This is a genomic window from Vibrio sp. Vb1729 (assembly GCF_033338655.1).
Taxonomy (GTDB): Bacteria; Pseudomonadota; Gammaproteobacteria; order Enterobacterales; family Vibrionaceae; genus Vibrio; species Vibrio alginolyticus.
In genome coordinates this window covers 91,167-117,947 of record NZ_JAWOTB010000022.1, presented here as the reverse complement: position 1 = coordinate 117,947, position 26,781 = coordinate 91,167, and the positions used below count along the sequence as shown (strand labels likewise).

The 26,781-nt window shown below is 44.6% G+C and carries 32 protein-coding genes; 12 read left to right on the top strand and 20 right to left on the bottom strand.

What is annotated here, in order from left to right:
- The first annotated feature begins 250 nt into the window (after nt 1-250).
- The 5 genes from R7E29_RS11835 to R7E29_RS11815 all read left to right on the top strand — a co-directional run bounded on the left by R7E29_RS11835 (nt 251) and on the right by R7E29_RS11815 (nt 4,365).
- Nucleotides 251-961: a response regulator gene (locus R7E29_RS11835; RefSeq protein WP_182016018.1), complete on the top strand. Its 711-nt coding sequence runs from the start codon at nt 251-253 to the stop codon at nt 959-961.
- Nucleotides 961-2,403 carry a two-component system sensor histidine kinase CreC gene (creC, locus tag R7E29_RS11830; protein WP_213906640.1) on the top strand — a complete coding sequence of 481 codons (1,443 nt, stop codon included), beginning with the start codon at nt 961-963 and terminating at the stop codon, nt 2,401-2,403. Before R7E29_RS11835 ends, creC begins: the two co-directional genes overlap by 1 nt.
- A 75-nt stretch (nt 2,404-2,478) precedes the next feature.
- Nucleotides 2,479-3,819: a cell envelope integrity protein CreD gene (gene creD / locus R7E29_RS11825; RefSeq protein WP_176311342.1), complete on the top strand. Its 1,341-nt coding sequence runs from the start codon at nt 2,479-2,481 to the stop codon at nt 3,817-3,819.
- Complete coding sequence (locus R7E29_RS11820; protein ID WP_017634425.1) at nt 3,806-4,234, top strand: DUF2809 domain-containing protein; 429 nt, start codon at nt 3,806-3,808, stop codon at nt 4,232-4,234. The genes creD and R7E29_RS11820 overlap by 14 nt, the downstream gene beginning before the upstream one ends.
- Entirely contained in the window at nt 4,231-4,365 is a 135-nt protein-coding gene (locus R7E29_RS11815; protein WP_255201262.1) for a hypothetical protein, read from the top strand. The genes R7E29_RS11820 and R7E29_RS11815 overlap by 4 nt, the downstream gene beginning before the upstream one ends.
- Before the next feature lie 108 nt (nt 4,366-4,473).
- On the opposite strand, the gene R7E29_RS11810 is transcribed toward R7E29_RS11815, so the two are convergent.
- Nucleotides 4,474-5,148 (bottom strand): fructose-6-phosphate aldolase, encoded by a 675-nt coding sequence (locus R7E29_RS11810; protein ID WP_213906633.1) that lies wholly within the window; start codon nt 5,146-5,148, stop codon nt 4,474-4,476.
- A gap of 258 nt (nt 5,149-5,406) precedes the next feature.
- Between R7E29_RS11810 and R7E29_RS11805 the strand changes: the two genes are divergently transcribed.
- Together R7E29_RS11805 and R7E29_RS11800 are read left to right on the top strand one after the other, a co-directional pair.
- Nucleotides 5,407-6,348, top strand: a complete 942-nt coding sequence (locus tag R7E29_RS11805) for a glycyl-radical enzyme activating protein (RefSeq protein WP_025768602.1) — start codon at nt 5,407-5,409, stop codon at nt 6,346-6,348.
- Nucleotides 6,349-6,350: 2 nt separating this feature from the next.
- Nucleotides 6,351-8,789, top strand: coding sequence for a formate C-acetyltransferase/glycerol dehydratase family glycyl radical enzyme (locus tag R7E29_RS11800; RefSeq protein WP_054576597.1), 2,439 nt, complete (start codon nt 6,351-6,353; stop codon nt 8,787-8,789).
- A gap of 84 nt (nt 8,790-8,873) precedes the next feature.
- On the opposite strand, the gene R7E29_RS11795 is transcribed toward R7E29_RS11800, so the two are convergent.
- Nucleotides 8,874-9,419, bottom strand: coding sequence for a TetR/AcrR family transcriptional regulator (locus tag R7E29_RS11795; protein ID WP_054576598.1), 546 nt, complete (start codon nt 9,417-9,419; stop codon nt 8,874-8,876).
- Between the two features lie 99 nt (nt 9,420-9,518).
- Here R7E29_RS11795 and R7E29_RS11790 point away from each other — a divergent pair, with 99 nt between their 5' ends.
- From R7E29_RS11790 to R7E29_RS11775, 4 genes are all read left to right on the top strand, one after another.
- Nucleotides 9,519-9,992 (top strand): HPP family protein, encoded by a 474-nt coding sequence (locus R7E29_RS11790; RefSeq protein WP_017634430.1) that lies wholly within the window; start codon nt 9,519-9,521, stop codon nt 9,990-9,992.
- A gap of 138 nt (nt 9,993-10,130) precedes the next feature.
- Nucleotides 10,131-10,346, top strand: coding sequence for a TIGR02450 family Trp-rich protein (locus tag R7E29_RS11785; protein WP_054576599.1), 216 nt, complete (start codon nt 10,131-10,133; stop codon nt 10,344-10,346).
- A 112-nt stretch (nt 10,347-10,458) separates the two neighbouring features.
- A complete protein-coding gene (locus R7E29_RS11780) occupies nt 10,459-10,836 on the top strand; it encodes a PH domain-containing protein (protein WP_005386881.1) in 378 nt (125 codons plus the stop codon).
- A gap of 10 nt (nt 10,837-10,846) precedes the next feature.
- Nucleotides 10,847-11,065: a DUF6500 family protein gene (locus R7E29_RS11775; RefSeq protein WP_017634431.1), complete on the top strand. Its 219-nt coding sequence runs from the start codon at nt 10,847-10,849 to the stop codon at nt 11,063-11,065.
- Here the strand turns inward: R7E29_RS11775 and R7E29_RS11770 are convergent.
- The 9 genes from R7E29_RS11770 to fliD all read right to left on the bottom strand — a co-directional run bounded on the left by R7E29_RS11770 (nt 11,062) and on the right by fliD (nt 17,693).
- Nucleotides 11,062-11,349 (bottom strand): hypothetical protein, encoded by a 288-nt coding sequence (locus tag R7E29_RS11770; protein WP_005375002.1) that lies wholly within the window; start codon nt 11,347-11,349, stop codon nt 11,062-11,064. The two genes, R7E29_RS11775 and R7E29_RS11770, sit on opposite strands and share 4 nt — an antisense overlap.
- Before the next feature lie 77 nt (nt 11,350-11,426).
- Nucleotides 11,427-12,422: a flagellar motor protein MotB gene (locus R7E29_RS11765; protein ID WP_005375003.1), complete on the bottom strand. Its 996-nt coding sequence runs from the start codon at nt 12,420-12,422 to the stop codon at nt 11,427-11,429.
- On the bottom strand, nt 12,422-13,279 hold the full coding sequence (gene motA / locus R7E29_RS11760; protein ID WP_005375006.1) for a flagellar motor stator protein MotA: 858 nt from the start codon (nt 13,277-13,279) through the stop codon (nt 12,422-12,424). Before motA ends, R7E29_RS11765 begins: the two co-directional genes overlap by 1 nt.
- A gap of 10 nt (nt 13,280-13,289) precedes the next feature.
- Complete coding sequence (locus R7E29_RS11755; protein ID WP_005375008.1) at nt 13,290-14,018, bottom strand: FliA/WhiG family RNA polymerase sigma factor; 729 nt, start codon at nt 14,016-14,018, stop codon at nt 13,290-13,292.
- A gap of 12 nt (nt 14,019-14,030) precedes the next feature.
- Nucleotides 14,031-14,531, bottom strand: a complete 501-nt coding sequence (gene fliL / locus R7E29_RS11750; RefSeq protein ID WP_005375011.1) for a flagellar basal body-associated protein FliL — start codon at nt 14,529-14,531, stop codon at nt 14,031-14,033.
- A 22-nt stretch (nt 14,532-14,553) separates the two neighbouring features.
- Complete coding sequence (locus R7E29_RS11745) at nt 14,554-15,627, bottom strand: flagellar hook-length control protein FliK (RefSeq protein WP_213906634.1); 1,074 nt, start codon at nt 15,625-15,627, stop codon at nt 14,554-14,556.
- Nucleotides 15,624-15,944, bottom strand: coding sequence for a hypothetical protein (locus tag R7E29_RS11740; protein ID WP_005375013.1), 321 nt, complete (start codon nt 15,942-15,944; stop codon nt 15,624-15,626). Before R7E29_RS11740 ends, R7E29_RS11745 begins: the two co-directional genes overlap by 4 nt.
- Entirely contained in the window at nt 15,928-16,314 is a 387-nt protein-coding gene (gene fliS, locus R7E29_RS11735) for a flagellar export chaperone FliS (RefSeq protein WP_005375014.1), read from the bottom strand. The genes R7E29_RS11740 and fliS overlap by 17 nt, the downstream gene beginning before the upstream one ends.
- A gap of 32 nt (nt 16,315-16,346) precedes the next feature.
- Complete coding sequence (gene fliD, locus R7E29_RS11730) at nt 16,347-17,693, bottom strand: flagellar filament capping protein FliD (RefSeq protein WP_054576601.1); 1,347 nt, start codon at nt 17,691-17,693, stop codon at nt 16,347-16,349.
- Between the two features lie 416 nt (nt 17,694-18,109).
- Here fliD and R7E29_RS11725 point away from each other — a divergent pair, with 416 nt between their 5' ends.
- Nucleotides 18,110-18,397: a hypothetical protein gene (locus R7E29_RS11725; RefSeq protein WP_005375016.1), complete on the top strand. Its 288-nt coding sequence runs from the start codon at nt 18,110-18,112 to the stop codon at nt 18,395-18,397.
- A 70-nt stretch (nt 18,398-18,467) separates the two neighbouring features.
- Here R7E29_RS11725 and lafA read toward each other — a convergent pair whose 3' ends face one another.
- The 9 genes from lafA to R7E29_RS11680 form a co-directional block, all read right to left on the bottom strand.
- A complete protein-coding gene (lafA, locus tag R7E29_RS11720; protein WP_005375019.1) occupies nt 18,468-19,319 on the bottom strand; it encodes a lateral flagellin LafA in 852 nt (283 codons plus the stop codon).
- Between the two features lie 301 nt (nt 19,320-19,620).
- Complete coding sequence (locus R7E29_RS11715) at nt 19,621-20,391, bottom strand: EAL domain-containing protein (RefSeq protein ID WP_005375023.1); 771 nt, start codon at nt 20,389-20,391, stop codon at nt 19,621-19,623.
- Between the two features lie 19 nt (nt 20,392-20,410).
- Nucleotides 20,411-22,501, bottom strand: a complete 2,091-nt coding sequence (flhA, locus tag R7E29_RS11710) for a flagellar biosynthesis protein FlhA (RefSeq protein ID WP_005375024.1) — start codon at nt 22,499-22,501, stop codon at nt 20,411-20,413.
- A gap of 31 nt (nt 22,502-22,532) precedes the next feature.
- Nucleotides 22,533-23,660: a flagellar biosynthesis protein FlhB gene (gene flhB / locus R7E29_RS11705; protein ID WP_005375025.1), complete on the bottom strand. Its 1,128-nt coding sequence runs from the start codon at nt 23,658-23,660 to the stop codon at nt 22,533-22,535.
- On the bottom strand, nt 23,657-24,433 hold the full coding sequence (gene fliR, locus R7E29_RS11700; RefSeq protein ID WP_005375027.1) for a flagellar biosynthetic protein FliR: 777 nt from the start codon (nt 24,431-24,433) through the stop codon (nt 23,657-23,659). The genes flhB and fliR overlap by 4 nt, the downstream gene beginning before the upstream one ends.
- Complete coding sequence (gene fliQ, locus R7E29_RS11695) at nt 24,433-24,702, bottom strand: flagellar biosynthesis protein FliQ (protein WP_005375036.1); 270 nt, start codon at nt 24,700-24,702, stop codon at nt 24,433-24,435. The genes fliR and fliQ overlap by 1 nt, the downstream gene beginning before the upstream one ends.
- A 12-nt stretch (nt 24,703-24,714) precedes the next feature.
- A complete protein-coding gene (fliP, locus tag R7E29_RS11690) occupies nt 24,715-25,473 on the bottom strand; it encodes a flagellar type III secretion system pore protein FliP (RefSeq protein ID WP_005375037.1) in 759 nt (252 codons plus the stop codon).
- An 18-nt stretch (nt 25,474-25,491) separates the two neighbouring features.
- Nucleotides 25,492-25,863, bottom strand: coding sequence for a flagellar motor switch protein FliN (gene fliN / locus R7E29_RS11685; protein WP_005375038.1), 372 nt, complete (start codon nt 25,861-25,863; stop codon nt 25,492-25,494).
- Nucleotides 25,860-26,678, bottom strand: a complete 819-nt coding sequence (locus R7E29_RS11680; protein WP_005375039.1) for a FliM/FliN family flagellar motor switch protein — start codon at nt 26,676-26,678, stop codon at nt 25,860-25,862. The genes fliN and R7E29_RS11680 overlap by 4 nt, the downstream gene beginning before the upstream one ends.
- Nucleotides 26,679-26,781 lie beyond the last annotated feature (103 nt).

Here is a 26,781-nt window from a genome sequence, read left to right as displayed (position 1 = left end):
TCCTTTAAATAAAATCGAATTGATAACTTGAGTTTAAAATGAACACTGTTCATATCAATGGTTGAAATCATTGTATTCACAATTGTGGTGACTCATTAATCTAAGTGATAAATTTATTATGCTGAATAGAAGTGTGTTTGATTAGTATTATCCACGAACTGCGCCTTTGCTGCATCAATCCACTAGCCTTGGCCCCAAATTAAGTGATAATACCAACATAAAGATAAACACCGTCAATGAGGCTAAGACATTGAGCGAACAACCCACCGTCCTTATTATCGAGGATGAATCTGCTATCGCAGAGAACCTGATTCATGTATTAGAGATGGATGGCTACCACGCAGAGTGGTTTGCAACAGCAGGAGAGGGCTTAGCTTTTTTGCAGCACAACTCCGCAGCGTTACTTGTCTTAGACGTAGGCTTACCGGATGGTAATGGTTTTGAATTGTGCAAAACCATCCGTGAGTTTTCTGATATTCCCATAATCTTTCTCACCGCAAGAAGCGATGAAATTGACCGCGTAGTCGGTTTGGAAATTGGCGCGGATGATTACGTGACTAAGCCATTTAGCCCGCGCGAAATGTTGGCTCGCATTAAACTTCGAATCAAAGCTAAAGCGCCAATGATGGAGGACAAACCAGAGCCTGTAGCTGTTCCAGAACAACCTCATTTGAACCATGATTTAGTTGCGCAGAACTTCGACTACGGTGTTGGCGGGCAAATGCTTGGGCTGACCGCGGTGGAGTTCAAGATCCTCGATAAACTGATTTCTGTCTCTTCCAATGTATTGAGTCGAGAGCAACTTATGATCGCGGCAGACATGGCGCCAGAGGCTGCATATGAGCGTAATATCGATACCCATATCAAAGCCATTCGCAATAAGTTGAAGCCGTTTGAGATGTCTGAACGCATCTGTACCAAACGTGGCTTTGGTTACTTTTACTGCATTAAAGGTGAATGATGAATCGCTGGCCGAAGATCCCGCTTGGACTCAGACTGTTTTTTCTCTACTTCATCTTAGTCGGGATGACGGCTTACATGGTGAGCAAAACGGTTGTCCAAGAACTTAAGCCAACCGTGCGCCAAACTACCGAAGAGACGCTAGTGGATATGGCGAACTTACTCGCGGTATTGGCGGAAGAAGACGTCGCGAATGACAAGTTGTCTGAGAGTCGCTTCTCCAAACTATTAACGGCTTATGGACAGCGAGAGCCTCAAGCGCGCATTTGGGAAATCGGTAAAAAAGCGATTAACCATCGAATTTACATTACCGATAAACAAGGCATTGTGATTGCGGATTCTTGGCAGCAAGACGTAGGCAAAGACTACTCGCAATGGAACGATGTGTATCTCACGTTGCGTGGTCAATACGGCGCGCGCAGTACCATCGAAGACCCGAAAGATCCACTCTCAACCGTTATGCATGTTGCTGCGCCCATTTACCACAAAGGTGAAATCATTGGCAGCGTGACGGTGGCAAAATCCAATCGCTCAGTACAACCCTTCATCGATCTTTCTAAACGCAATGTGCTGTTTTGGATGGTGTGGATGAGTGGTTTAGTGCTATTGGCAGGGGCATTGTTTGCTTGGCGAATTCACTCGGCACTGAACAAGCTAGAAGACTACGCGACTAAAATGGGTGAAGGTGAAAAGGTCTCTAAGCCGACATTTCGTATCTTTTATGAGTACGGCACGCTAAGTGATGCATTAGAGAAAATGCGCAATCAGCTCGATGGTAAGCAGTATGTGGAAGAGTATGTACAGACGCTGACTCATGAGCTGAAAAGCCCGTTATCAGCGATTAAAGGCGCGAGTGAAATATTGCAAATGCCGTTGCCTGAAGAAAAGGTCGCGCGCTTTGCTGGTAACATCGAGCGAGAAAGCGATCGTATGCAGTCATTGATTGATAAGTTGCTAGAACTTGCTCGTCTTGAAAAGCGCCCTGAGCTAGAGCAAGTCGAAGCTATCTCGCTAGAACAAATGGTCAATGAAGTGGTTGAGTCGGCGGATGCGCGTTTGAGTGCTAAGTCGGTCACTGCCAACATCCAAATTGATGACCATCTCTCCGTGCTTGGTGATGCCTTCTTACTGAAACAAGCCGTTTTTAACTTGATGGACAATGCGCTGGATTTTGTTGATTCAGAGGGACGCATTGAATGGAAAACTGAGGTCACGAAAGAGAAAGTGTGCCTGTCGATTTTCAATTCAGGTCCTCACATTCCTGACTACGCGATGTGTCGTTTGACGGAGCGCTTCTATTCCCTCGCACGGGAAAATGGCGTTAAGAGCACTGGGCTCGGGCTGAATTTTGTTGAGCAAGTGATCAAGCTGCACAAAGGTCAGTTGCAAGTCGAAAACGTCGATTCTGGCGTGAAAGTGACCCTGATTTTACCAACTCCATAGAAACTCCACATTAGCTCCATTCGTTCTCCAAATTGCTGATTTAGATTACTTCCATCAGCAAATGGAGAATGAAACATGAAAAAGATCCTCAATAACCAACTCGGCACGAAGTTCGCCTTCGTGCTGTTTTTGTTTGTCTTACTGCAAATCCCGCTTTCAATGGTCACAGGGCTGATCTCAGAACGCTCATATCGCCAAGATGAAGTCAGAAACGACATCGCACGCAGCAGCAGCGGCGAACAGCGCATCATTGGCCCATTCATCATGGTTAACTACACCGAAACCAGTTACCGAGATGACAAAGTACAGATTAAAGAGCGTCGTAAATTCCTCCTACCTAGCACTTTTGATATGAGCGCAAATCTGGACAGTTTTGAAAAGTACCGAGGTATTTACCGTGCGCGTTTATACAAAGCACAAGTGGCACTGAAAGGCACTTTTGATGCAGACGATCTCGCGGCGTTGCAGGGGCTTGATATTGAAAACATGAGCCTAGTGGTTGGCATTGAAGACAGCCGTGGATTGATTCGTTTGGATGACATGATTATGGCGAGTGCTGACATCGAAGTCGCACCGGGAACAGGGTTAGATCAGTTACCACAAGGCTTCCACAGTGTTCTAACACCCGCAGACCTAAACGCAAAACAACCTTTGGCATTCGATCTTAACTTCTTGCTACAAGGGATGGGACAGCTTCAAGTCACACCAATTGGCAGTCAAACAACAGTGGAGCTCTCTTCAGCATGGGCGCATCCAAGCTTTATTGGTGATTACTTACCGGTGTCGTCAGAGGTATCTGAAGATGGATTTAACGCGCAATGGGCGAGCAACAACTTCTCAACCAATATCGCGCAGCTGTTCCAAAGCTGTTTGTCATCGAATCACGCTTGTCACGAGCTTGAACAGCGACAAATGGGCGTAGATTTGATTGATCCCGTGGACCATTATTTGAAATCCCACCGAGCTGTGAACTATTCACTGTTGGTTATCACATTAGTATTCGCGAGTTTCTTCTTGCTGGAGCTGTTCCTGGCGCGTCCGGTTCACCCAGTACAATACGGTTTTATTGGTCTGGCTTTAGCGCTTTTCTATCTGTTGCTGATTTCGATGAGTGAACACCTCGGCTTTAACTGGGCGTATGTAGTGTCAGCAGTCGCATCGACGGGGCTTTTAAGTGTGTACGTGAGCGGTATGTTGAGCAACACCAAACACGGCGCGATATTCGGAGCGTGTTTACTTACTCTCTACGGATTACTGTTTGGCTTGCTACAAGCAGAAAGCTACGCATTGGTGATGGGGACATTACTGTGTTTTGCGATTTTGAGCTTCACTATGGTCATTACACGCAACGTCGACTGGTACGCCCGAAATAAGAAAGCAGAAGAAAGTGCAAAGGCGAATCATGAAGACGTTTAAGCGAGCAACTCTCACTGGTCAGCCAAGCGATATGGTGGAAGAGACGTCCGCTATCCACCTGCGATTATCTGCAAAAAATGGACTCAAAAGCTTGGTGTGTTTTATCGCATTGGTCGTTATTGCGCTCTATGTTCGAGACAGCTTTATTCGTCCGACATTTGGTGATGTTCTCGTTGTGGTTTGGCTCTACTACTTTCTTGCAAGCTTGTTCTCCATGCCCGTTAACTGGCTGGTTTCACTGGTGGTGTTGATTGCGTTTGCTGTTGAGTTAGGGCAATTGTTACAGGTTACGGTTTGGCTTGGTATCGAATCTTCATCGCCTCTGGCTGTAATTTTGGGCGCCACATTTGATTGGAAAGATCTGCTGGCTTACTGCATCGGAGGTCTACTGTGTTGGTGGATGGAAAAGAAATGAAAACCGAAATGAAAGCCATTGTGCTGCCAGACCGACTTCGACATTCCAAACGAGGTATTCGTAAGAGGCTCAAAATCAGTTTACTCAAGCGCGTGTACCTTTGGTCACTGACCAATAGAGAACTGCTGTAAACCTCGCCTCTTTATATGAAATACAAAAAGGGAATCTTAACTCACCGGCGCACAGGGTGAGTTAAGATTCCCTTATTATTGACTAAGATATTGAGTTCTTACTTTTAGTTAACTTTCAAATGAAAGTTTCTCGCCGAACGTCTCTTTCCAGTCTTTATCGAACTGCTCAACCGCTGGTTTTACTGCTGGGTGAGTGAACATTTGTGCCGCCACATCGGTTGGCAATGTAATGGCTTCGATGCCCAGTTTCATCACCTCCATCGCTTGTTGAGTGTTTTTGAAACTGGCTGCCAAAATCTTCGCTGGTAGTTGGTTTTGATCGAGCAACAATTGAAGATCCGCGACCACTTCAACACCGTTGCCGTTCATCGCATCAATGCGGTTTACGTAAGGTGCTAGGTAGTCTGCACCGCACAGTGCTGCAAGGAAGCCTTGTTGAGCTGAATAGATAGCGGTAGCAAGAACCTGAATTCCCTCTTCTTTCATTAGCTTAATTGCTGCTAAGCCCGTTTCTGTTGCTGGCACTTTTACCACCATATCGTAAGGCAATTCATAAAGTTGGCGCGCTTCTGCCAGCATGCCTTCGACGGTTGAACTCACGACTTGAGCATGAAAGCGAGGTGTACCGCCAAGTGCTTCTTGCATGCCTGCTAGGGTTTCATTCAGTCCCTGCTTTGACTTCGCCAAAATGCTTGGGTTTGTCGTCACGCCTTTTAGCGGTAGGCACTGGTTAAAGCGTTTTACTTCTGCCACATCAGCAGTATCTAAATAAAGTTCAATCATGGTTTCTACCTTAAACAAAATCTTCGTTTTGATGATGGGATCACTATAGATCTGACAATCGAACGAGATCTTGATTTTGATCAATTGAAATTTCATTTGAAACTATAATAATTTCATTAAATGAAAGTTAAGTGAAACTTGTAAATGCTCAAATGAAGCTTTCAGTTCGAACAAAGAAAAGCCGTTCATAAGACTTAACCAGCACAAAAAGAAACGAATTAAGTAAAAGCGGTAGCACAGACCAAGAGGCAAGCAGAGATGTATTTCAATATTCAACGATTCTCTACCCATGATGGCGATGGCATTCGTTCCATTCTTTTTCTTAAAGGATGCAGCTTGTCTTGCCCTTGGTGTCAAAACCCAGAAAGCCGCAGCGAAAAGCATTCACTGCTGTTTGATCAGCGAAGCTGTATGGAAGGTTGCCAGCTATGCGTTTCTGCTTATCAAGCCACAACTCAATCCAGAGCGGATAGTGAAACGGTGAGCGATGGTATTCAACGCATCGACAACCAGATCATCATCAATCGCAAAGCCATCAAAGAAGACCAACTGATCGCGCTGCGAGACGTCTGTCCTACGCAAGCACTGACTGTCTGCGGTGAAGAGGCGAAATCAGACATGTTGTTCGACACCTTGATGAAAGACAAACCTTTCTACGACCAAAGCCAAGGTGGTGTGACCTTCTCCGGTGGTGAGCCACTCATGCAAGCCGATTTGGTAGCAGAGCTCGCACAGCGTCTGCATGACAACCAAGTCTCTACCGCTATTGAATCGTGCATGCATGTGCCGTGGAAGAACGTCGAAAAAGCCGCGCCGCATATTGATTGCTGGTTGGCGGATTTAAAACACACTGATGAAGAAAAGTTTCTTAGCTGGGCGAAAGGTTCACTAAAACGCATCAAAGACAATTTCCGAAAACTGGCACCTATCGCGAAACGCATTGTGATTCGCGTTCCCGTTGTGCCGGGGTTCAATGACACCATCGAAGAGTTGAAAGACATCATCGATTTTGCGGCTTCACTAGAAAGCTGCCAAGAACTTCACTTGCTGCCGTACCACACGCTCGGCATCAATAAATACCGTTTGCTCGATATGCCTTACGAGTGTTCTGACAAGCCATTAAACAAACCAGAACTGCTAGAAAGCGCCATGCAATACGCAAGCGAAAACACCCAACTTAACGTGATTGTAAGAGGTTAACTATGGACCTGAATTACCTTCCTGAGCGTATCAAAGCGCACAAATCGGCACTGGTAAATATCGTAACGCCACCTGTCTGTACCGAGCGTGCAGAGGCATACACTCGTGCTTATCAAGCAAACGAAGACAAACCTGTGATTGTCCAACGTGCGCTAGCACTGCAAGAGCACTTACGCACTCGTACGATTTGGATTAAACACGATGAGTTGATCGTCGGTAACCAAGCGAGCAAAGTACGCGCTGCGCCTATTTTCCCAGAATACACAGTGCGTTGGATTGAAGCGGAAATTGATGAGCTAGCCGACCGTCCTGGTGCAGGCTTTGCTGTTACTGAAGAAGATAAGCAAAGCATCCACAGCATCACACCGTATTGGCGCGGTAAAACTGTTCAAGACCGTTGTTATGGTTTGTTTACTGATGAGCAGCAAGAAATCTTAGCCAGCACCATCATTAAAGCCGAAGGCAACATGACTTCGGGTGACGCGCACCTTGCGGTGGATAACGAGAAAATCTTGAAGCTAGGCATGAACGGTTTGCTAGATGATGTTCGTCAGCACCGTGCTAACAATGATGTTTCGACCTTTGAAGGCTTGAAGAAAGAGCAGTTCTACAAATCAGTCGAAATCGTGCTGCTTGCGATTCAAGATCACATGCTGAGCTATGCTGAATTGGCGGCAAAAATGGCGCTAGAAGAGACGCGCCCCCTACGCAAAGCTGAATTAGAAAGCATTGCTGCAAACTGTCGTCATGTAGCAAGCCACGCACCAGAAAACTTCTGGCAAGCACTGCAATTGAGCTACTTTGTTCAGTTGATGCTACAAATCGAATCGAATGGTCACTCGGTTTCTTTCGGTCGTATGGACCAATTCCTAAACGAATTTTATGTTCGCGATATCGAAAACGGCGCGATTGAAAAAGACTTTGCACTAGAGCTTTTACAAAGCTGCTGGTTGAAGTTGCTTGAAGTAAACAAGATTCGCTCTGGTGCACACTCAAAAGCATCGGCAGGTTCTCCGCTGTATCAAAACGTGTGTATCGGCGGTCAGAAGTTGAATGAAAAGGGTGAGCCTGAAGATGCAGTGAATCCACTTTCTTGGGCGATTCTGGAATCTTGTGGTCAGTTACGTTCGACGCAACCTAACTTGAGTGTGCGTTACCATGAAGGTTTAAACCAAGAGTTCTTAATGGGCTGTATTGAAGTGATTAAATGCGGCTTCGGTATGCCAGCGTTCAACAACGATGAGATTGTTATTCCTGAATTCATCAAGCTTGGTGTAGAGAAAGAAGACGCTTACAACTACGCATCTATCGGCTGTATCGAGACGGCGGTTCCCGGCAAATGGGGTTACCGTTGTACGGGCATGAGCTTCATTAACTTCGCTCGTATCCTGCTCGCTTCATTGAACGAAGGTGTGGATGCAACAACGGGTAAAGCCTTCTTGCCGCACGATAAGTCATTAGCAAAAGGTAACTTTGAGAACTTTGAGCAAGTGACGGCTTCTTGGGCAGAGCAAATCCGCTACTACACCCGTAAATCGATTGAGATTGATACGGTAGTCGACAGTGTGCTTGAACAGCAGGCACAAGACATCTTCTGTTCAACGCTGGTGGATGACTGTTTGGCTCGCGGTAAAACCGTGAAAGAGGGTGGTGCGAAATACGATTGGGTATCTGGCTTACAAGTCGGTATCGCAAACTTAGGTAATAGCCTAGCAGCCATCAAGCACCTTGTTTTCGATGATGCGCAAATCACCCAGCCCCTTATCTCACAACAACAGCTAGCAAAAGCATTGGCTGAAGATTTCGACGGCATGGAGAACGAGCAGCTTCGCCAACGTCTTATCAACTTTGCACCAAAATACGGTAACGATGATGACGCGGTAGATCAACTACTGGCAGACGCGTACCAAGTGTACATTGATGAGCTAGAGCAGTTCGTTAATACGCGTCATGGGCGTGGTCCAATTGGCGGCGGTTACTACGCAGGTACATCAAGTATCTCGGCAAACGTCCCATTCGGTGCTTCAACCATGGCAACGCCAGATGGTCGTAAAGCGAAAACGCCATTGGCAGAAGGTGCGAGCCCGTCGTCTGGCTCAGACCGTTTAGGTCCAACGGCAGTGTACAACTCGGTCGGTAAGATCCAAGCGAACAAAATCCTTGGTGGCGTGCTGCTTAACCAGAAGTTAAGCCCGGCAGCGGTTGAGTCTGAAGGGGATAAACTAAAGCTTTCTATGTTGATTCGCACCTTCTTCAACCACCACAAAGGTTGGCACGTGCAGTACAACATCGTTTCTCGTGAGACCTTGCTGGCTGCGAAGAAGAACCCGGAGCAATATCGTGATCTTGTTGTACGAGTTGCAGGCTACTCAGCCTTCTTCACCGCGCTATCACCAGATGCGCAAGACGACATCATCGCACGTACTGAGCACGAACTGTAAGTACACTCACTAACTAAAACGAAAGGCACCGATTGGTGCCTTTGGTTTGAATACTTAATTCGCAAATGACTATACCTGAACGCATTAAAGCGTGTGCAAAATGGTCACGCATTTCTTCGTGACGTTGTCGTACTCTTTCGTCATGTAAGCGGTAGTGATCGCGCCCTCTTTCATGATGCAAATGGCATCAAGTAATGCAGCGTTGTCTGATTTGAGATAGCGTTGAATTAGCTCTCTGACTTGCTGCTTATGGTAGCGGCAATACGTTGCGATCTCGCCACTGTCGTCACTGAACTCCGCGGACGTATTGATGAAAAAGCAACCGCGAAACTCGCCCAACTTTTCTTCAGAGCCATGAAACCAGCCGTTGAGTGCAGTAAATAACTGATCGATCACCTCCGCGCACGTTTGTGCTGAAGAAAGCTTTTCCTCCAACCATTCCATAAATATTTGGTGGCGTTGTTCTAATGCGGCGATGATAAGCGCTTCTTTGCTCTCAAAATGGTTATATAGCGTGCGTTTAGCCACGCCGGAAACATTGAGGACTTCATTGATGCCAATAGAGTTGATGCCTTGTTTGTAAAACAGTGACAAAGCTGTGTCGATCAATAACTGTTTCTTTTTGTTCATAACTACGTCCTCAAAAAGTTCCATAAACACATATTGACAAGGGTAGACAGATTTGTCTATTTTATTTTGTAGACAATTCGGTCTACTTTTGAGGTGTTTATGAATAATTTAATTTTATCTTTGGTCGCGGGGCTTGGCGCTACGTTGGCTATTGGTGTGTTGTCTTACGCCGAGGTATCTCTTACTGAGGTAGTACTTCTCATGGCGCCATTTGGTGCTACGGCGGTGTTGGTGTTTGGGGTGCCTAGCAGCCCTCTCGCTCAACCAAAAAACGTGATCATTGGTCACTTCATTACGGCATCTATCGGTATTGCGTTTAGCCAGTATGTTGACGTCACGCCGGTCACGCTAGCGATTGCGACGGGGCTAGGAGTGTCTGCGATGCTGATTACGAAGACCACTCATCCACCTGCGGGTGCAAATCCAATTTTGATCATGGCGTCTGGGCAGGGATGGAGTTTTCTCTTCACGCCTGTCCTGATTGGCGCGATAGTGATTGTTCTGGTCGGTAAAGGGTTACAGTTGCTACAAAGTCAGTACTTAAACCCTCGATTGAATGGTCAGAAGACCTAGTCGGATTGTAGTTAGAGCCGCGAAAGGGAGTGATCTCTTTTGCGGTTTTATCTTTTGTAGGTTTGCAAAAACAAAATCTGATTCTCTCTTGGTATTCAGTCGTATACATCAACATGGTAGTTAAATTGGTACAATGCGATGAACAGAATCCACCCTAAGAAACTATTGCACAGTAAATGGACGGCAATTTCACCTAAAAACAAAGAGAAGCATTTTGTCGTGACGGAAATGGAACTAGATGAAGATGGTAACGTTGTGAGATGTGTCATCGAGGCAGTCATGAGTAAACGCGACCAAGAGATGAACTGGCAAGACCTAAAAGACTCTGAGCAATGGATGCAAGGGTGGAAGTGAAGGATGTTTCGTTGTTGGGCGAATCAAGCAGAAACGTGCGTTGCGAGTAGGAAAAAGTGGTGCTATCTGATACGTTGATAATTCGTTCTAACGCCCACTCAAAGGATTAATTATGATTGATTTCGACAATTCCTCTGTATTTAAGCTTAAGCCGATTGACGTTTCTAATGCCAGAGAAGACTTCCTTAAGTTCTTGATTGATGGTGAGACTATTTTCGCTGCTTTTAAAACAGTTCGTGACCAAGTGGTGTTTACGAACAAGCGAGTGATAGCGGCAAATGTGCAAGGGATTACCGGCTCAAAAGTGGATTACACTTCTTTGCCTTACAGTAAGATCAATGCATTTTCTATCGAGACCTCTGGTACTTTTGATTTGGATTGTGAAATCGAGTTCTTCATGAGTGAGGTGGGAAGAGTGCGTTTTGAAATTAAAGGCTCGTTTGATTTGATTTCTTTCAACCGTATGGTTAGTGAGTATGTACTAGGTTAAGGGATTAGAAATGAGAGCTTCGCTGAGAGACAAAATTATAGAGGTCTGTGACAAAAAGATCGCGAGTAAAGGTGAATTGGTTGGTCTCTCATTTTATGCGTTTTTCGCTAATAAAAATGACGACCCAGAGCTGTTGATGGAAGCGGCTACGTGGTGGATTCAGACTCATCAGCTCGACCACTTCGAAAAAGCAGTAAAAATAAAATCAATGGTCGAGTCGGGGAGCTAAATTAAAAAAAAGAAGTAAAGAAAGCAGACAAATGCTAATAACGTTGCGGACAAAACAGGGTAGATAATGTAAGAGTCCTGCTTGTTGGTTCGTTGAAAACATAGCGAAACAAGTAAGACGTTATAAACAACAAGTAACAAGCTGATCATGGTTCCGCTGTTTAGTGTCATACTTGATAGCTGAGTTAAGAAAAACGCCAATAAAAGGTAATCGAAGACAATGAGCCATAAAAAGGCTTTCTTCAGTAAGTCGCTTTTTCTTTTTTCGGATGATGTTATGTGCATATAGAACTCAACTAAAAAGTCACAGTAACAGAGGCTTTGGTTAGAGAGGTCACCATCAGAGTGGTGACCTTTTAAGATTATAATTCTTGAATTTTTACTTCGCTGGTGGCGGTATCGCCGGAGTAATTGATGACTTCTTGACGAATGACTGGTTGGTTGAATTCAGCCTTATCTTTCGCTTTTTGCAGTTCGCTTTCTTGGTGGTTGCCAAAAAGGGTCTCAAGCACTTTAGCGGCAGGAGTCGTTAAAACAAACAGCTCAATACGACGGTTTTCGCTAGAATCTGGCTCATCAGGATTAAGCAGCGCTCTATCTGACATACCCGTTACCTGCATTACTCTATCATCCGGCATACCGCCTTCAACTAACGTATTTCTTGCTACGTCTGCTCGAGAGGCTGATAACGCCCAGTTAGATTGACGACCAAAACGCTTTTTAAATGGAATTGCATCTGTGTGTCCGCTGATGATCAGAGGGTTGTTAACACGATGAAATACAGGTGCTAGTGCGAGCAGTAAATCTTCAAAAAAAGGAGTAAGTTCTGCACCACCACGGCTGAACATATGCTGTTTGTAATCATCTTGAAGGACGATACGCAAACCTTGTGGTGTCACCGTGACGTTTACATTTCCCTGCGCATTAATTTGGGCAGTCATTTGCTCAATTACTTTCGCTAGTGCGGCAAGTTGCTCTTGAGTATCGAAGTTACCAGGAATCAAAGAATCAATTTCTGGTCCATCCCCATCACCTTTGAAGTAAGAGCTTACCACATGGTTGGAGTTGTGTTTACTTGGCACAGAAGAGTCCTGTGCCAAGTCGATAGGAGAAATACTTTGTGACGTATCAAATGGGTTGCCGTAACTCTTGTCGAATACGCTTGAACTATGCAAGTGGGCAACAATCGCTTTACGCTCTTCTTTGTCTACCACCTGCATAACCCAAAGTACAAGAAACAGCGCCATTAGGGCGATCATGAAGTCAGCAAACGCGACTTTCCACGCGCCGCCATGAGACGACTCATCATGGCTGTATACTTTGGCACGTTTGAACACTACATGCTCTTGTTTTTGCATTATCCCTCCTGTTCAGCTAACCACTTCTCCATTTGGTTGAATGTTGGTTTGATGTCTAGCTGAATATGTTTACGACCAGCGTCAATGGCGAGCAATGTCGGCTTTTTCGCTACGTAGGCAACCAAGGTTGCACGAACGCACTCAAAAGCAGTCATATTACGTTTTACTCGCTGAGCCATGGCGTTACTTAGTGGATCTAAGCCACAGTAACAACCGAAAATACCAATGAATGTACCAACGAGAGCTGCCGCAACGTGATAACCAATCATAGCGATTGAGCCATCAATAGCTTGCATGGTGATAATGATGCCACCAACTGCTGCAAGAATACCGAAGCCAGGTAGTGCTTCTGCTGTACGCTGTAGTGAGCGTGAAGGTAAAAGCATTTCGTTCTGTATTGCTTCGATTTCTTGCTCTAGCAGTCCCTCTAATTCATGAGGCGACATCTGTCCCATTGCCATTAAACGTAAATTGTCAGTAATGAAAGAAATTAGGCGATGATCTTCTGCGATCGTCGGGTAAGCGAGGAACATAGAACTTTGCTCCGGAGCCTCAATATGAGAATCCAGAAACTTGTATCCGCGGTTTCTCGCTGTCTCTAGCAAGTTGTTGAGTAGTGCCATTAATTCCATGTAGTACTCATGCTCTTCTGTTGGACCTTTAATGGTCGCTGGCACTTGGCGACGCATTTCTTTCAGTACATGAGGCGGATTACCGATGATCAGAGAACCAGCAGCGGCGCCAATAATGATAAGGAATTCGGCTGGCTGCCAGATAGCACCTAAGCTACCACCGGCCCACATATATCCACCGAAGACGCACACCAGGATAGTGAGCACTCCAAAAAACTTTTGCATCTTGTGACTCCTAAGAGGACATTAATTGGTTGAGTTGTTTCAGCGCTTGTTTGTGAAGCTGACATATACGAGGTGGTGTCAGATCCAATACCAGAGCTATTTCGTGTAAGTTGAGTTCATGTTGATAGAACAGAGTCAGGAGCAGTTGATCGCGCTTAGGTAACTTACCCAAAGCACTGTCTAAACTACGACGAATATGTTCATGTTCCATGCCATCGTATTGCCCGCCAATGTAGCTATCACCGCTGCTCTCCATCAGTTGGTCAAGGCTTTGCATCTCGCCTGCGAGAGCGGCATTTTGGCGGTTGTAATAATCTTGCTCATTCGTCCCTAAAGCCTGGATGATTTCGGCATCCGTTGGCATTCGACCTAACGTTCGAGTGAGATCTCGAGTCACGTCGTTGAGCTCGTGGGCTTGTTGACGAGTCTTACGTGAACGCCAATCTAGTCGGCGTAATTCGTCTAAAATAGCTCCCCGAACTCGACAAACGGCGAAAGCAGGAAAGTGAGGATCGTCAACATCGCCATATCGGCGTCCAGCCTCGACTAGAGCGATAAGGCCTATCTGCTGCATATCTTCAATACTACAGTGAGAAGTGGCATGAACGCGCAGCTGGTTAACTACGCGTTTTACCATGACCTGATGACGTTGTAGCAATGCGTTTTCATCAATTGGTCGTGACGGTGTTGTCACTTCCTCTTCTGTGGTGTAAGTGTCTTGTACATTCATGTCTAACATGGTTGTGCTCCGTTATTGCACAACATATTTAGTCAACAAAACATCGTCGATTTCTCGGACGATGTCTGTTTTAGCAAAAGCGAGTAGAAGCGTTTGCTTCACTTCGTCTTGCAGAATATCGATGGCACCCGCTTGCTGTAACTGATCAAACGTTTTGTCGCTAAACAGTTTTAATAGAGAGTTTTGTACCATAGGCATGTATTCATCGATCTCTTTGATACGCTCTGGACGGCGTGTCTCAATTGCCAGTTCTAGCATCACAAAGTGAGTCTGTTTCTTGCCTTTAACGGTCAAAACGACTTTGTCCAAAGGATGGAAGCTAGGACCTTTACTTGTCGGTTGTTCTGTGACCAAAAAAGACAGTGGAGAGTCTTCGATCAGTGAACCAGAGTCAGGTGACTCTTGAGCGTGTTTGTTTAAGTACCAGATTCCGCCCATAATTGTGACGGCCGAAACGAGGGCACTGGTGATGATCATGGCGATAAACAGGGCGATCATTTGTTGTTTGGTCATAACCTTTTTCCTCGAAGATTCACTAAGCTTGAGTGCTTAGCCAGTGTTCTGAATAGTTAGTTGTTGTCGTGGTTTGGAATGCACCAGATTCTCGTGCGGCGAAAATATTGGCGTCTTCTTCGTTTGCATGTGGGTCATTTCGACCTTGGTTTTGATCAGAGCCAACATTGACATCGACATGAACGAAGTTTTGCTCTTGTAACTCAGTACGCAATCGTTCCGAAACTTGCATTAAAGCTTCTCGTGTTGCTGCGGCATTGGCGTTGATGTGGACACTCAATCGGTCACCTTCAACACGTACAAGTAAATCCAGTTTCCCCAAGTCTGGTGGGTCTAGGCGGATTTTTGCTTCTTGTACATTTTGTTGAGCTTGGAGCGTCACGCGATCATGTAAAACTTGCATCATTTGCTCCCCCCACTTTCCGGCAGTGGTATCAACACGCACCGCTGCCCACTCAGAGCCTTGAGCTTGAACATGACTCGTCGCAACCGGTGAATGTGCAGGTTGTGTTGTAGGAGCTTGTGCTTGAAGTAGAGATGCGGTTGGTTGCCCTTGAACAGGTTGATTCAAAAGAGTTTGAAACTCAGCACCGGAGATAGGCAAACGCGAACTCGATGAAGTCGGCAGACTTTGCTTCACATCTTGTTTTGATGATGTGTTTAACGTAGCGTTATACGAATCTTGAGTAACAGACTTAACTTCGCTCGCAGTCATTAAAGATGACGCTTTTCCTAGTTTCTCAGCCTGCTTCTCTGCCATGGTAATCATACCCTGGGTTAAAGCTTGAGCTTGCGCTGCAAGATCAGTCGATTCTGTTAACCCTGGTGTACTGGTCAAGTTGGCATCCGGATCTGAAGCTGAGCGGTCATCAGTATCAAAACCATGACTTTGTACTTTGTTTGCGCTGTTCAAAGTAGAGGCCGTAAGGTGAAAACTCGGTACCGCTGACGCAGAGTTAAAGTCTTGCTCACCATTCTGCTTGTTCCCTGATTTAAAACCATGAGAAAAGCCGTGTACCGAGTTCGCTTGCTTGATGTGACCCTCATTGTTAGCTGGCGAATTACCCGAGTGCTGAGTTGAAGAAGGTATGATCATTGAGTTAGCTCCATGGTCATTGCTAATTGATAGGCCATAGCGCGTTCTTGATGGTCATTGACCATGTTCATCTCTTTTTTCAACTCGTTGGTCGACTTCTCTAATACTGCGAAGGCATTAGCGTGCACTGTTTTCGCTCGCTGGATTTCAGGTGCAAGCTTAGGATCTTTCAAAAAAGGCTTGTGACTGATCAAAAGCTCTCGCAACTGCAAGTCGTACCGCTTGAGCGCATGCCAATCGGCCGTTTTTGCGGCGAACTGGATGAGCTGAGATAAATGACGGAATCGCTCTGGCGATACTTTATGCTTGTTGTCCAAAATTCATCCAACCTTCACGAATGTTACCCATTACACGCTCAACGTTAACCAAGCGATTTGCATCGTTTTGCACGCTAGCGTAATAAAGTTCGACTTGGCAGAAGTCATACAGCTGGCGTAGGTTTTCCGCAATTTCACCGCCGTTTTCATCATCTAAAGCACTTGTTAGTCCAATCAAGATGTTCATGCATTTGTTGATTCCATTCCCTTTCTCGGCCAAACGATTTGCGGCTAGGTGGCCGCGAATACGTTCAACTTCATCGAGTAGGCCATCGATTAACATGATGACCAATTGGTGTGGATTTGCTGCTGCCGCTTGAGCGTCGAGATCGACTTGTTGGTACGAATCGTAACCAGAATCCATAAGCATGAATATTTCTCCTAAATTTGGAACCAAATGTCTTATTTTTGAGCATTAAACATGGACATGGTTTGGTTCATTTGGGTCATAATTGAATTCATTTGAGTGAATTGTTTGAGATAGCGGTTGTACGACATTTCGTACTTACGCTCTAAATTGGTTTGTTTATCTTTGATTCGGTCTAAGCTTGACTGTATTGCGTCTTTACGCGTGCTGAAGGTACCTGATGAGAATTTCAAGAAAGGCTCTACCATCGCGTCAAGAGAATCTAGCAAAGCGTCATCCCCATTAAACAACGCCTCTAAGCCTGCGCTGTTTGTTTGTTGAGCTTCTTTGAACTTTTCTTGATCAACTTTCATTTTACCGTTGCGGTCTAGGCTCACGCCGATTTCGCTTAGGCGCATACCATTGTGTTCACCTCGGATTAACCCCGTTAACTGACTCTCAATAGAACGCAATGTCGAGTCGCTAGCGAGCACGCCGCGTTTCTGATCTTCACCGCCAATTTGGGTGTACTGATCGATAGTCGAAACAAGGGCATTGTAGGTTTCCACAAACTTATCTAGTTGTTCTTTAGTGCCTTCGCTATCAGCTCCAATTTTTAAACCGATTGGCGAATCTCCCGCGGCTTGCGGTTTAGATACGGTAATGTCAACACCGTCGATGACACCTTCAAAAGTATTACTTGCGTTGGTTAGTTTCAGGCCTGAGTCTTTTGCACCTAGCCACATAACCGCATCTTGTGGAGCGTTAATTTGCTTGAGGTTGGTGAAGGCGTCTTCAAACCAAGCTTGGCCAGTACCCGTTGCAGATACGTTGATCTTATTTTCGACACCAGTCTCAGTGCTCGATAGCATAAAGTGTGTTTGACCATTCGAGCGAACTAGAGTGGCGTTAACGCCAGGGTTATCCGTGTGATTGTTAATCGCACTGGCTAAATCGCTGATCGTTGCTGTGCCGTCACCATTAATATCAACGGAGGACAAGTCTAGAGTCATTGTTTCACCGTTGATGGTGAATTCTAAAGATCCAGTTGTTGGTACTTCTGTCGTTGCCTCAAGGTCTGCAGGCATACCTGTAGATACTTGATGCGCCGTTGCCACTTTTTCTACAAAAATCTGATAGTTACCCGTTAGCGCTTTAGCATCCGCGTTTGCAGTAAAGTTACCTTCTTGAGAGAGTGTCGCACTGTTTTTGATGATGCTGTTTGTGCTGTTATTCATCTCTTTCATTGCAGTACGAAAATCACGTAGTGCGCTTTCAACTTTATTAAAAGCTGACAGTTGTGACTGGTACACATTAGCTTGCGCTTGGTAACGGTTTTTGAATGGGTTTGTGTCCAATTGTGCGAATTGGGTTGCCATTTTTACTGGGTCTAAAGAACTCATGAGGTGTGCTCCTCTCATCTCTTATTGGCTTGAATACTTTGAATGCTACGCCTTAGTTTAATTATCAGTGGCAAGATGCGTGCCGTATATTAAATTCAATTAAAACAAAGGTTTAAATCTATTTTGTTTTCTTGGGAGGAAGTGGTGTTTCCACCTTGTTTGTTCCGCCTTCCTCCATGGAAAAAGTAATTTCCTTATAAGAAAAGGCGACCTAAACAAAGAAAATATTTAATTGTATTGACGGTTCTAATTAGGAGAGATGTTTTAATTAGACGTTATATTCAGCCTTTACTTCAGCTTGATTCAGATAATTCTTACAGAGTGCATTAATTGCGTTCTGATATTATTTTTGATAGTGCGATGTGCAAGTGTTCTCACTAAAAATTAAATTTTTTACGTTTCAAAGAATGTCAGTTATGAATGAATTTGCGTTGCGATTGATGAAATGTGCTCGTGCATATGAAGAGTTCATTAACAAAAAACTATTAAGTAAACAGAGCATCAATTCTGATGAGATAGCTAGTATCTTAAAGGAAGCTAAGTTCAATTTTCCTGAACTTAGAGATAGTAAAATAGGAAGCAAATTAGAGACGATAGAATTAGAACTGTTTAATAAGGTTTTATTTAATATTATGTTGAAATTCGGATTCAGAGTGCCTGAATCTCACAAAGATAATACGAGCTCTATTTATATTCGTAGATAAAAATAAAGCCTTCCATAGGAAGGCTTTATAATTAAGACGATTTAAATTAAGCGCACTATTAACTAAGTAATTAGCGTAGTAGTGACATTGCCATGCTTGGAAGCTGGTTAGTTTGAGACAGAACAGTTGTACCTGCTTGCATCAACATTTGGTTCTTCGTCATGTTTGAAGACTCTACTGCAAAGTCTGTATCCATGATACGACCTTTAGATGCTGTAACGTTTTCTACCATGTTACCAAGGTTAGCCATTGTGTGCTCAAGACGGTTGATGTTCGCACCGAAGTCTGCACGAGAGCTACCAATTTTTTCTACTAGACCGTCAGCGCCGCTGATTTTGTCTAGTGCTGCTTTTGCTTTAGTCGCGTCATCGATACCATCTGTAATTGCTGCATCAGCAAGGATAGTAGTGATTTCACCGATACCTGCGCTTGCGCTTACAGTCAATGTTTCAGCAGAAGATGCACCGATTTGGAATGTTACGTCACCTGCACCGAAGCCGCCGCCTTTAAGAAGGTTTTGACCACCGAACTTAGTGTTGTCTACGATGTTGTTTAGTTCTGCAGTAAGCTGTGTGAACTCTTTGTTAAGAGACGCACGGTCTGTTGCACTGTTTGAACCGTTCAACGATTGTGTAGCAAGGTCGTTCATACGGTAAACGATGTTTGTCATTTCATCCATCGCACCTTCAGCAGTTTGCATCATAGAGATGCCGTCTTGTGCGTTACGCATTGCTACTGACATGCCGCGTGTTTGCGCTTCTAGACGGTTAGCAATTTGAAGACCAGCAGCGTCATCAGCAGCTGAGTTCACACGGTAGCCTGTGCTTAGACGTTCCATTGCTGTGTTTAGAAGTCCGCTTGTTGTGTTCATTGTGTTTTGAGTTACAAGCGAAGCGTAGTTAGTGTGCATTGATAAAGCCATCTTAGTCTCCTTAGTTAGTCACTATATCTTTCAGGCCTCGGGATATTCCCTTGTCACTAACTAGAGGCGGTCGGTCGGCTTTAATGATTAATTTGAAAATTAAAAAATTTCTAAAAAAGATAAAAATTGATGATTTTTAGTGATTTGTATTCCATGAAAACCGGGAAAATCATCATATAAGCCTAAATTTTTTAGTTAAGTTAAAGAAACTATTGCCCAATGATCTTGTGGTTATCCGTTATAAATAAAAAAACAGCACGAATAAATCGTGCTGTTTTAAATATAAATGGTTGAGTTTCAACTATTCCTCATCAAAAGACTGAAAGGAGAGAGAGGTTGGGATATCGCTGAAATAACCAAAATAATAACTGGCACCCAATAAACGATAGCGGTTAAGTTCCGTTTGACTCGCTACACGTCCGGCAACCCAAGTATATTTATGCTTTCTTAAGAACTTAGCAATAGGTAGGAAAGCGTGTCTTTCTTCTTTATCCTCTAGTGTGACTGACAATTTGATCATATCGGGACTAAAGTCTGCGACGCGCTCGAAGTTCACTTGCGATGTCGCGACTTCAAACCAAAGTGAATATGCATTCTCTTTTAACTTTTTGGTGAGTGTGGCGACTTTATCACGATCACATAACGTTTCATCAGCTTGAAGAGAAGGAATCACATGTTGAAAAGCAGAAGAGTGGAATTGAATCGTCTGTTCGAGAAAATAAACCCCAGGCTCCCACAGTAATGCATCCACGCGAATCGGCACGACAACATTACTAATCAAGTCGTGGTGAAAGGCTTCTAACTGAAATTGTGTTTGTCTTAGTGCAAGGTAAAGACTGAACAAATCCAGGCAGTACTGCATTTGTTCAGAGAGTTTGAATTGATAGACACTTTGTTCTCCACGCATACCAAATCTCAACGTCAGGTGTTGGAATTCTACTTCCCCTGATTGAGCTTCCCTAATTGCTTGGCATGCGTGTTGGACATCATTGTGTTTTAAAGCATCAAAGACTAATTGATCGTCATCCGTGACGATATGTTGTACTGCGAGGCCAACCAAATGTTCGTACATCGCATGTGTTGAAATAAGATTAACCAAGGTTTCCTACCACATTGATTTGTTTGTTTTCTGGGATTTCGTTGTAAGACAATACTGCCAGCCCTTGTGTAAATGTACGAGCGTAACGCGCTAGAAGAGGGCGCAGCTGTGGCATAACGAGAAGGATCGGAGGTAGCCCCTGTTGCTTAAGCTGTTGTCTGATCAATGGCAAGTTTTGTTGGAACTGACCAAGAATGTTTGGCTCAATTGGGAAGCTATCTAGTGTTACCGTACCAGAAGATTGTGCTTGTTGCAGTGAAGTTAGTAGCATTTGTTCTAGCTCATCAGACAGTGCGTAGACATTTAACTCGTTCTTTTGTCCTGCAATTAAGTTAACAAGCGTACGCTTTAGTGCACAGCGCACATCAGATGCAAGTAGGATCGGGTCCTTTGTATTTTCCGCGGATTCCAACATTGTGTTGGCAATCGTGCGAATATCTTTTAGTGGCACTTGGTCCAATAAAAGCTGACGATATACTTTCAGCTGCTGTGCTGGATTAAGTGCTGCTGCTAATGCTTCTGCTAGTTTCGGGGCTTGTTGTGTCAAACGCTGGGTTATTGCTTCCACATCGTCGTGCGTAAACAATTCTGCAAGGTTTGTCTTCATGATTTTACTAATATGAGTGGCTATAACAGTGCCATCGTCGACAACTTGGTAACCCATATTAAGTGCTTTTGCTTTATCTTGATGCTCAATCCACACAGCTGGCAACTGATAAGCAGGATCGCTACCCAAAATGCCATCTACCTCACCGTAAGTTTCGCCAACCGCTATCGCCATTAAACGCTCTGGTTCAATAAAACCTTGCTCAATGACTTCGCCATTTAGAGAAATTGTGTATTGGTTTGGCTTGAGGCTCAGGTTGTCACGAATACGAACTTCAGGTAATAAAAAGCCAACTTGTTCAGAAAGGTTTCGACGCACACCGCGGATACGTTGTGATAAAGGAGCCCCTTGTTCTTTGTTGACTAGATGGACGAGTCGGTAACCAAGCGCAAGTGATAATGTTTGGACGTGAGGAATATCATCCCATGTCAGCGGTGTATCATCGTCTTGCATTGCTTGTGAAAGTGCTTCGACCTCTTCAATCTGGGAGTCTTGCACTGGCTTCTTGGTTTGACGCCACCCTGCGAACGCTAATGCGCCAGCAAACGCAAAAAAGGCTAGGTGTGGCATACCCGGTACCATACCGATTACCGCCATAATACCTGCGACAGTAAATAGCGTTGCAGGAGTTGCCAGTAATTGCTTTTGCATGGTTTCCGACATGCCATTATCGCTATCATTAATTCGCGTAACGATAATCGCGGCAGCCGTTGCCAATAGTAGTGAAGGAATTTGAGCAACTAGACCATCACCGATTGTGAGTAGGGCATAAGTTTTAAAGGCGTCAGACGCAGCGAGTCCATGCTCGAAGACACCAATACTAATACCACCAATGATATTGATAAACAGAATCAACAAACCTGCGATGGCATCGCCACGCACAAACTTTGATGCACCATCCATCGAACCATGAAAATCGGCTTCGTTGGCGACTTCTTTACGGCGTAAGCGAGCCGTTTCCTGATCGATAAGGCCAGCGTTTAAGTCGGCATCAATTGCCATTTGTTTGCCTGGTAAAGCATCCAACGTAAAGCGGGCTGAAACCTCAGAAATACGTTCACCACCTTTGGTGATTACGACGAAGTTGATGATCATCAAGATGACGAACACCACCATACCAACGACATAGTTACCGCCAATGACGACTTCACCGAATGCTTGAATGACCTTACCCGCTGCGTCACCACCATTATGTCCTTCTAGGAGTACAATTCGCGTAGAAGCCACGTTCAATGTGAGACGTAATAATGTTGCGACCAGCAAAATAGTTGGAAAAACAGAGAAATCTAATGGTCGCTTTGCGGTTGTGCTGACCAGCAATACTAGGATTGCTAAGACGATATTAAAGGTAAACAGCGCATCCAGTAGCAGAGGAGGCAAAGGAAGAATCACCATTGCTAATATCATTAGCAAGACGATTGGAATGCCAACGTAGCCTTTGGTTGATGTTTGAAGTTGTTTTAACCGGTTAAGCATACTTTCGTGTCCTTGGATAAACGCGGGTTAATCAGTGCTGCAAATGTTTTGGAATCGAAAAATGAGGTAAAGGAATTGGCTCTTTTCCCTCACCTTTACGAAAGGCTTTCAATTGCAAAACGTAAGTAAGAATATGTGCCACTGCGATGTACAGTTGGCTTGGGATTGCTTGTTCAATCGCCGTCGTGTGATAAATCGAACGGGTAAGTGGCGGGGAGTTAATGATTTCCACTTTGTTTTCTCGGGCGATACGTTGAATGTGCATAGCGGTTTCGTCTACACCTTTTGCGACGACAAAGGGCGCGTCAGAAAGTGAAGGCTCGTATTTCAGTGCGACTGCATAGTGCGTTGGGTTAGTGATGATCACGTCAGCCGTCGGCACCATTTTATCGATCTTACGGCGCGCAAACTGTTGCTGTATTTGACGAATACGTTGCTTTACTTCCGGACGACCTTCATTATTTTTAAATTCCTCTTTCAATTCTTGTTTCGTCATGCGGAGTTCTTTTAGGTGTTCCCAACGCTGATAAGGAATGTCGATAACCCCAAATAACAACAAGGCGAAGCCCATTAAGAGTAAGCCTTCAAACAGAATTGACATTACTAGAGAAAAACCTTGGCTGAGCGGGAGATTTTGCATGCCAAGTAATGGCTGTAAGTGGTTGTCTAAATAGCCATATAAGATGCCGAATATCACGGCTACTTTGAACGTTGACTTTAAGAGCTCAACCACTGAGCGGGTCGAAAAAATGCGCTTTATCCCGCTCAAAGGATTAATTTTGCTGAGCTTTGGCATTACGTTCGCGGGACGGAACATCCAGCCGCCTAGCACAAGGCTACTACCACAGGTCACGATAATAATGACGGTAAACAATGGTAATAGCATGTCGATGATGACCGCTAAACTTTGTCCCAATTGCTCGACAAGTTGTTTAGGATTTTCTAGGTCGGCTCGCGTCAGCATCATGTTGTAGCGAAAGATACCCGACATGCTTTCCCAAATACTATTAAGCTGAGAGTAAAAGTAGAGCGCCACCGCTAGAAATATCACCGCAGTAGTAAACTCTTTCGCGCGAGGAATTTGTCCTTCCTGGCGGGCTTTCTTTACCTTCTGCGGTGAGGCTTTTTCAGTTTTGTCTTGAGAAGATTGATCGCTCATGCTCCCCCCAACATAAAGTTACTCAAGTGTCTAATGGTGTCGTGAACGAGCGCCGTGTAGCGACCAGGAACACCAGAAACTGAGATTAATACGCTGAATAGACCCAGCAGCATCGTCATAGGAAAACCTAACGCATAGACATTAAGTGATGGTGCGGCTCGGTTCATTACACCAAAACTGATGTTGGCTAGAAGCATGGAAACAATAGCGGGCAAAGCCAAAGCGAGTGAAGAGGCAAACATCCAACCGAAAATATTGACAACACCTTGCAGAGAAAGCGATGTGATACCAGATCCGACTGGCCAAACAACAAAGCTTTGAATCACGATATCTATGACGAGTAAGTGTCCTTCTAGCGCGAGGAACAACAAGGTTGAGAAAATCAGAAATATGCGTCCCAAAATGGCGACAGAAAGCCCGTTAATAGGATCATTCATCATCGCCATACCTAAGCCCATTTGCAGAGAAATCACCTGGCCAAGCATGGTGAAAACGTTAAAGAGCATGTGCAAAATTAACCCAAACATTACTCCCCAAATAGCTTGCTCAAAAGCAAGGAACAGGGAAGTCATAGAGAATAACTCGACTTGTGGCATGGGTGGCATTAACGGTCCAGTAATGACAACGATCGAGAGGGCCAGTAAAGTACGAACCCAAACAGGAATAATCGCATCACCAAAGAAAGGCATTGAAATAAATACGGCTCCCACACGAAAAAACGGCCACCAGAGTTGACCGAGTATCGCCGAGAGCTCTGCAAATGTGATGGCCATTAGCCAATCATCCCTGGTATGTTGTGGAACAAGAAATCAAACAGTTCCATGATCTTACGGAGCATCCAGTGACCTGCAAAAATCACCATTAATAAGGTAACGAGCAAACGTGGCAAAAAGCTGAGTGTTTGCTCGTTGATTTGTGTGGCAGCCTGAAATACGGCGATACACAAACCGACAATTAAGCCTGGAACAACCAATACGGCAACCATCAAAATGATCAGCCATACTGCATCGGAAAATAACGTTACGGTTAGTTCTGGGGTCATAACTGCTCCTAGTTAACCGAAGCTGGCAGATAAGGTGCCAACTGTCATTGCCCAACCATCCACGAGTACAAATACCACCAACTTAAAGGGAAGTGAGACAATTAAAGGTGATAGCATCATCATACCCATTGCCATCAGGACACTGGCGACAACCAAGTCGATGACCAAAAACGGGATGAAAAGCATAAAACCAATTTGGAAGGCGGTTTTTAGTTCACTAATGACAAATGCAGGCAAGACAACGGCAAATGAAATATCCTCAACGTTTTGGTCGAGAGGCTCATTGGCAATACGTAACATTTGTTCAAGAGAGCTTTGGTGCGTCTGTGCCAGCATGAACTCTCTCACTGGTTTCTCTGCAACAGAAAAAGCCTGTATTAGCGTGATTTCGCCGTTGTCGTATGGCTGAAATGCATTTTCATAAATATCGCTCCAGACAGGGCGCATAATCAGCAACGTCAATGCGAGAGCGATCCCGACCAACACTCTATTAGGTGGGCTTTGTTGAAGACCAAGAGCTTGGCGCAAAATCGCAAGGACAACGACAATTCGAGTAAAGCTCGTCGCCATCAAAATAAATGCTGGAAGAAAACTGAGCGCCGTCATCAACAACAGAATTTGCAGTTTAACGCTGTATTCTTGTTGTGTGTCGCCATCAGAAACGGACAAGATAGTTAAGCCGTTGTCAGCCGCCATTGTTGGGAAAGCAAACAAAAGTGACACCAATACCAAAAGAGGTAACCAACGGTGCCAAGCGCTCAGATTTTTCATTGTGATGCCTACCTAAGATTATTGACCAACGCCACTCAATGCAGAGTCATGTACATCGATCAGACGAAGTCCATACTTATCATTGACAACGACAACTTCAGCGTGGCCCATAAGAGAACCGTTTACTTTCACGTCTAAAGGCTCGCCGTTGAGCTTTTCCAACTCGATAACCGTGCCTTCACCCGCTTTCATTAAGTCCCCAAGTGGGATCTCCTTACTCGCAACTTCCAGCGTGACTGTGACAGGAATGCTTTTGAAAAAGCTAAGGTCACGTTCCGCAGTGGCTGGTTCTTGTTGGAGCGTATCTTCGGCTTCAAAGTCTTCTAATTGAAAATCATCAAAGTTCAGTTCTTCTGCGTCGAATGCATTAGTTTCTAGCGCTTCGCTCATCGCTGCGGTTCCTTATCAGGGTTAAAGATCAAAACAAGTTGGCCGTCTTGCTCGGCAATACGACCTGTAAATAGAGATTGGTTGCCAATGCTTACTGGAACCGTGTTAAGAAGCTCAATAGGTAAAATATCGTTGGGTTGTAAGCCAACCACATCACTTAAAGGCATCTTCTTTTTACTTAGAACAACGTTCAGTCGAACGGGGGTCGTCTCTAAAGAACGACAGAAAGGTTGAAACAAATCGGTATCAGGCTGCAGTTCAAGCTGCTCGATTAGCGTTTGAATAAGATGACCATCTAGCTTGAGATGAATTGAGCCTTGATGATCGTCGAACGCAATGTTTAATTGAACGTTAATGCCAATTCCTCTAGGGGTCTCATACTCACCCGTGTCCCACATTTCACCAGGAGCAAGCCAACCGATGATGATTCGACTGATGCGCTCTTGTAAACGTAAGTCACTGGCCGTCAGAGTAGCGGCTGAACGCTCTGCACTTGCACCATAAAATCTATCAGCCAACTTTATTAGCGTGTGAGGGTTACCATGGATGAATACCATGCCGCCTTCCTGATGTTGATAGGTCGACGTTTGCTCTTTGTCCATCTCAACCGATGTAAAGCGGTGCAAGTCTACTGAGGTTAAGCTAGCTTCCACTTTTCCTGTGCTGAGCCAATTTTGTAATTCAGTCGTAAGGTTTGAGCAAGATTCTGAAATTAAATTATCGAGCTTCTCACGAATGATATGAATAGGTTTGCCTAATAATTCTACATCAAGTAGTTGACTATCAGAAATAGGCTCGCTAACTCTATTTTCCATTTATATTTTACCGTGCGTTAACAATCGAAAGTGTTTTAACTTAATGGCGTGTAGTCTACACAGAAATTTTAATGATCTTTTAGCTCCAAACTCTAAGATTGTG

Excerpts from the sequence above, each read along its gene's own strand:
- creC (WP_213906640.1), top strand. The coding sequence starts at position 961 with ATGAATCGCTGGCCGAAGATCCCGCTTGGACTCAGACTGTTTTTTCTC.
- creD (WP_176311342.1), top strand. The coding sequence starts at position 2,479 with ATGAAAAAGATCCTCAATAACCAACTCGGCACGAAGTTCGCCTTCGTG.
- R7E29_RS11820 (WP_017634425.1), top strand. The coding sequence starts at position 3,806 with ATGAAGACGTTTAAGCGAGCAACTCTCACTGGTCAGCCAAGCGATATG.
- R7E29_RS11815 (WP_255201262.1), top strand. The coding sequence starts at position 4,231 with ATGAAAACCGAAATGAAAGCCATTGTGCTGCCAGACCGACTTCGACAT.
- R7E29_RS11810 (WP_213906633.1), bottom strand. The coding sequence starts at position 5,148 with ATGATTGAACTTTATTTAGATACTGCTGATGTGGCAGAAGTAAAACGC.
- R7E29_RS11805 (WP_025768602.1), top strand. The coding sequence starts at position 5,407 with ATGTATTTCAATATTCAACGATTCTCTACCCATGATGGCGATGGCATT.
- R7E29_RS11800 (WP_054576597.1), top strand. The coding sequence starts at position 6,351 with ATGGACCTGAATTACCTTCCTGAGCGTATCAAAGCGCACAAATCGGCA.
- R7E29_RS11795 (WP_054576598.1), bottom strand. The coding sequence starts at position 9,419 with ATGAACAAAAAGAAACAGTTATTGATCGACACAGCTTTGTCACTGTTT.
- R7E29_RS11790 (WP_017634430.1), top strand. The coding sequence starts at position 9,519 with ATGAATAATTTAATTTTATCTTTGGTCGCGGGGCTTGGCGCTACGTTG.
- R7E29_RS11785 (WP_054576599.1), top strand. The coding sequence starts at position 10,131 with ATGAACAGAATCCACCCTAAGAAACTATTGCACAGTAAATGGACGGCA.
- R7E29_RS11780 (WP_005386881.1), top strand. The coding sequence starts at position 10,459 with ATGATTGATTTCGACAATTCCTCTGTATTTAAGCTTAAGCCGATTGAC.
- R7E29_RS11775 (WP_017634431.1), top strand. The coding sequence starts at position 10,847 with ATGAGAGCTTCGCTGAGAGACAAAATTATAGAGGTCTGTGACAAAAAG.
- R7E29_RS11770 (WP_005375002.1), bottom strand. The coding sequence starts at position 11,349 with ATGCACATAACATCATCCGAAAAAAGAAAAAGCGACTTACTGAAGAAA.
- R7E29_RS11765 (WP_005375003.1), bottom strand. The coding sequence starts at position 12,422 with ATGCAAAAACAAGAGCATGTAGTGTTCAAACGTGCCAAAGTATACAGC.
- motA (WP_005375006.1), bottom strand. The coding sequence starts at position 13,279 with ATGCAAAAGTTTTTTGGAGTGCTCACTATCCTGGTGTGCGTCTTCGGT.
- R7E29_RS11755 (WP_005375008.1), bottom strand. The coding sequence starts at position 14,018 with ATGTTAGACATGAATGTACAAGACACTTACACCACAGAAGAGGAAGTG.
- fliL (WP_005375011.1), bottom strand. The coding sequence starts at position 14,531 with ATGACCAAACAACAAATGATCGCCCTGTTTATCGCCATGATCATCACC.
- R7E29_RS11745 (WP_213906634.1), bottom strand. The coding sequence starts at position 15,627 with ATGATCATACCTTCTTCAACTCAGCACTCGGGTAATTCGCCAGCTAAC.
- fliS (WP_005375014.1), bottom strand. The coding sequence starts at position 16,314 with ATGCTTATGGATTCTGGTTACGATTCGTACCAACAAGTCGATCTCGAC.
- fliD (WP_054576601.1), bottom strand. The coding sequence starts at position 17,693 with ATGAGTTCTTTAGACCCAGTAAAAATGGCAACCCAATTCGCACAATTG.
- R7E29_RS11725 (WP_005375016.1), top strand. The coding sequence starts at position 18,110 with ATGAATGAATTTGCGTTGCGATTGATGAAATGTGCTCGTGCATATGAA.
- lafA (WP_005375019.1), bottom strand. The coding sequence starts at position 19,319 with ATGGCTTTATCAATGCACACTAACTACGCTTCGCTTGTAACTCAAAAC.
- R7E29_RS11715 (WP_005375023.1), bottom strand. The coding sequence starts at position 20,391 with ATGTACGAACATTTGGTTGGCCTCGCAGTACAACATATCGTCACGGAT.
- flhA (WP_005375024.1), bottom strand. The coding sequence starts at position 22,501 with ATGCTTAACCGGTTAAAACAACTTCAAACATCAACCAAAGGCTACGTT.
- flhB (WP_005375025.1), bottom strand. The coding sequence starts at position 23,660 with ATGAGCGATCAATCTTCTCAAGACAAAACTGAAAAAGCCTCACCGCAG.
- fliR (WP_005375027.1), bottom strand. The coding sequence starts at position 24,433 with ATGGCCATCACATTTGCAGAGCTCTCGGCGATACTCGGTCAACTCTGG.
- fliQ (WP_005375036.1), bottom strand. The coding sequence starts at position 24,702 with ATGACCCCAGAACTAACCGTAACGTTATTTTCCGATGCAGTATGGCTG.
- fliP (WP_005375037.1), bottom strand. The coding sequence starts at position 25,473 with ATGAAAAATCTGAGCGCTTGGCACCGTTGGTTACCTCTTTTGGTATTG.
- fliN (WP_005375038.1), bottom strand. The coding sequence starts at position 25,863 with ATGAGCGAAGCGCTAGAAACTAATGCATTCGACGCAGAAGAACTGAAC.
- R7E29_RS11680 (WP_005375039.1), bottom strand. The coding sequence starts at position 26,678 with ATGGAAAATAGAGTTAGCGAGCCTATTTCTGATAGTCAACTACTTGAT.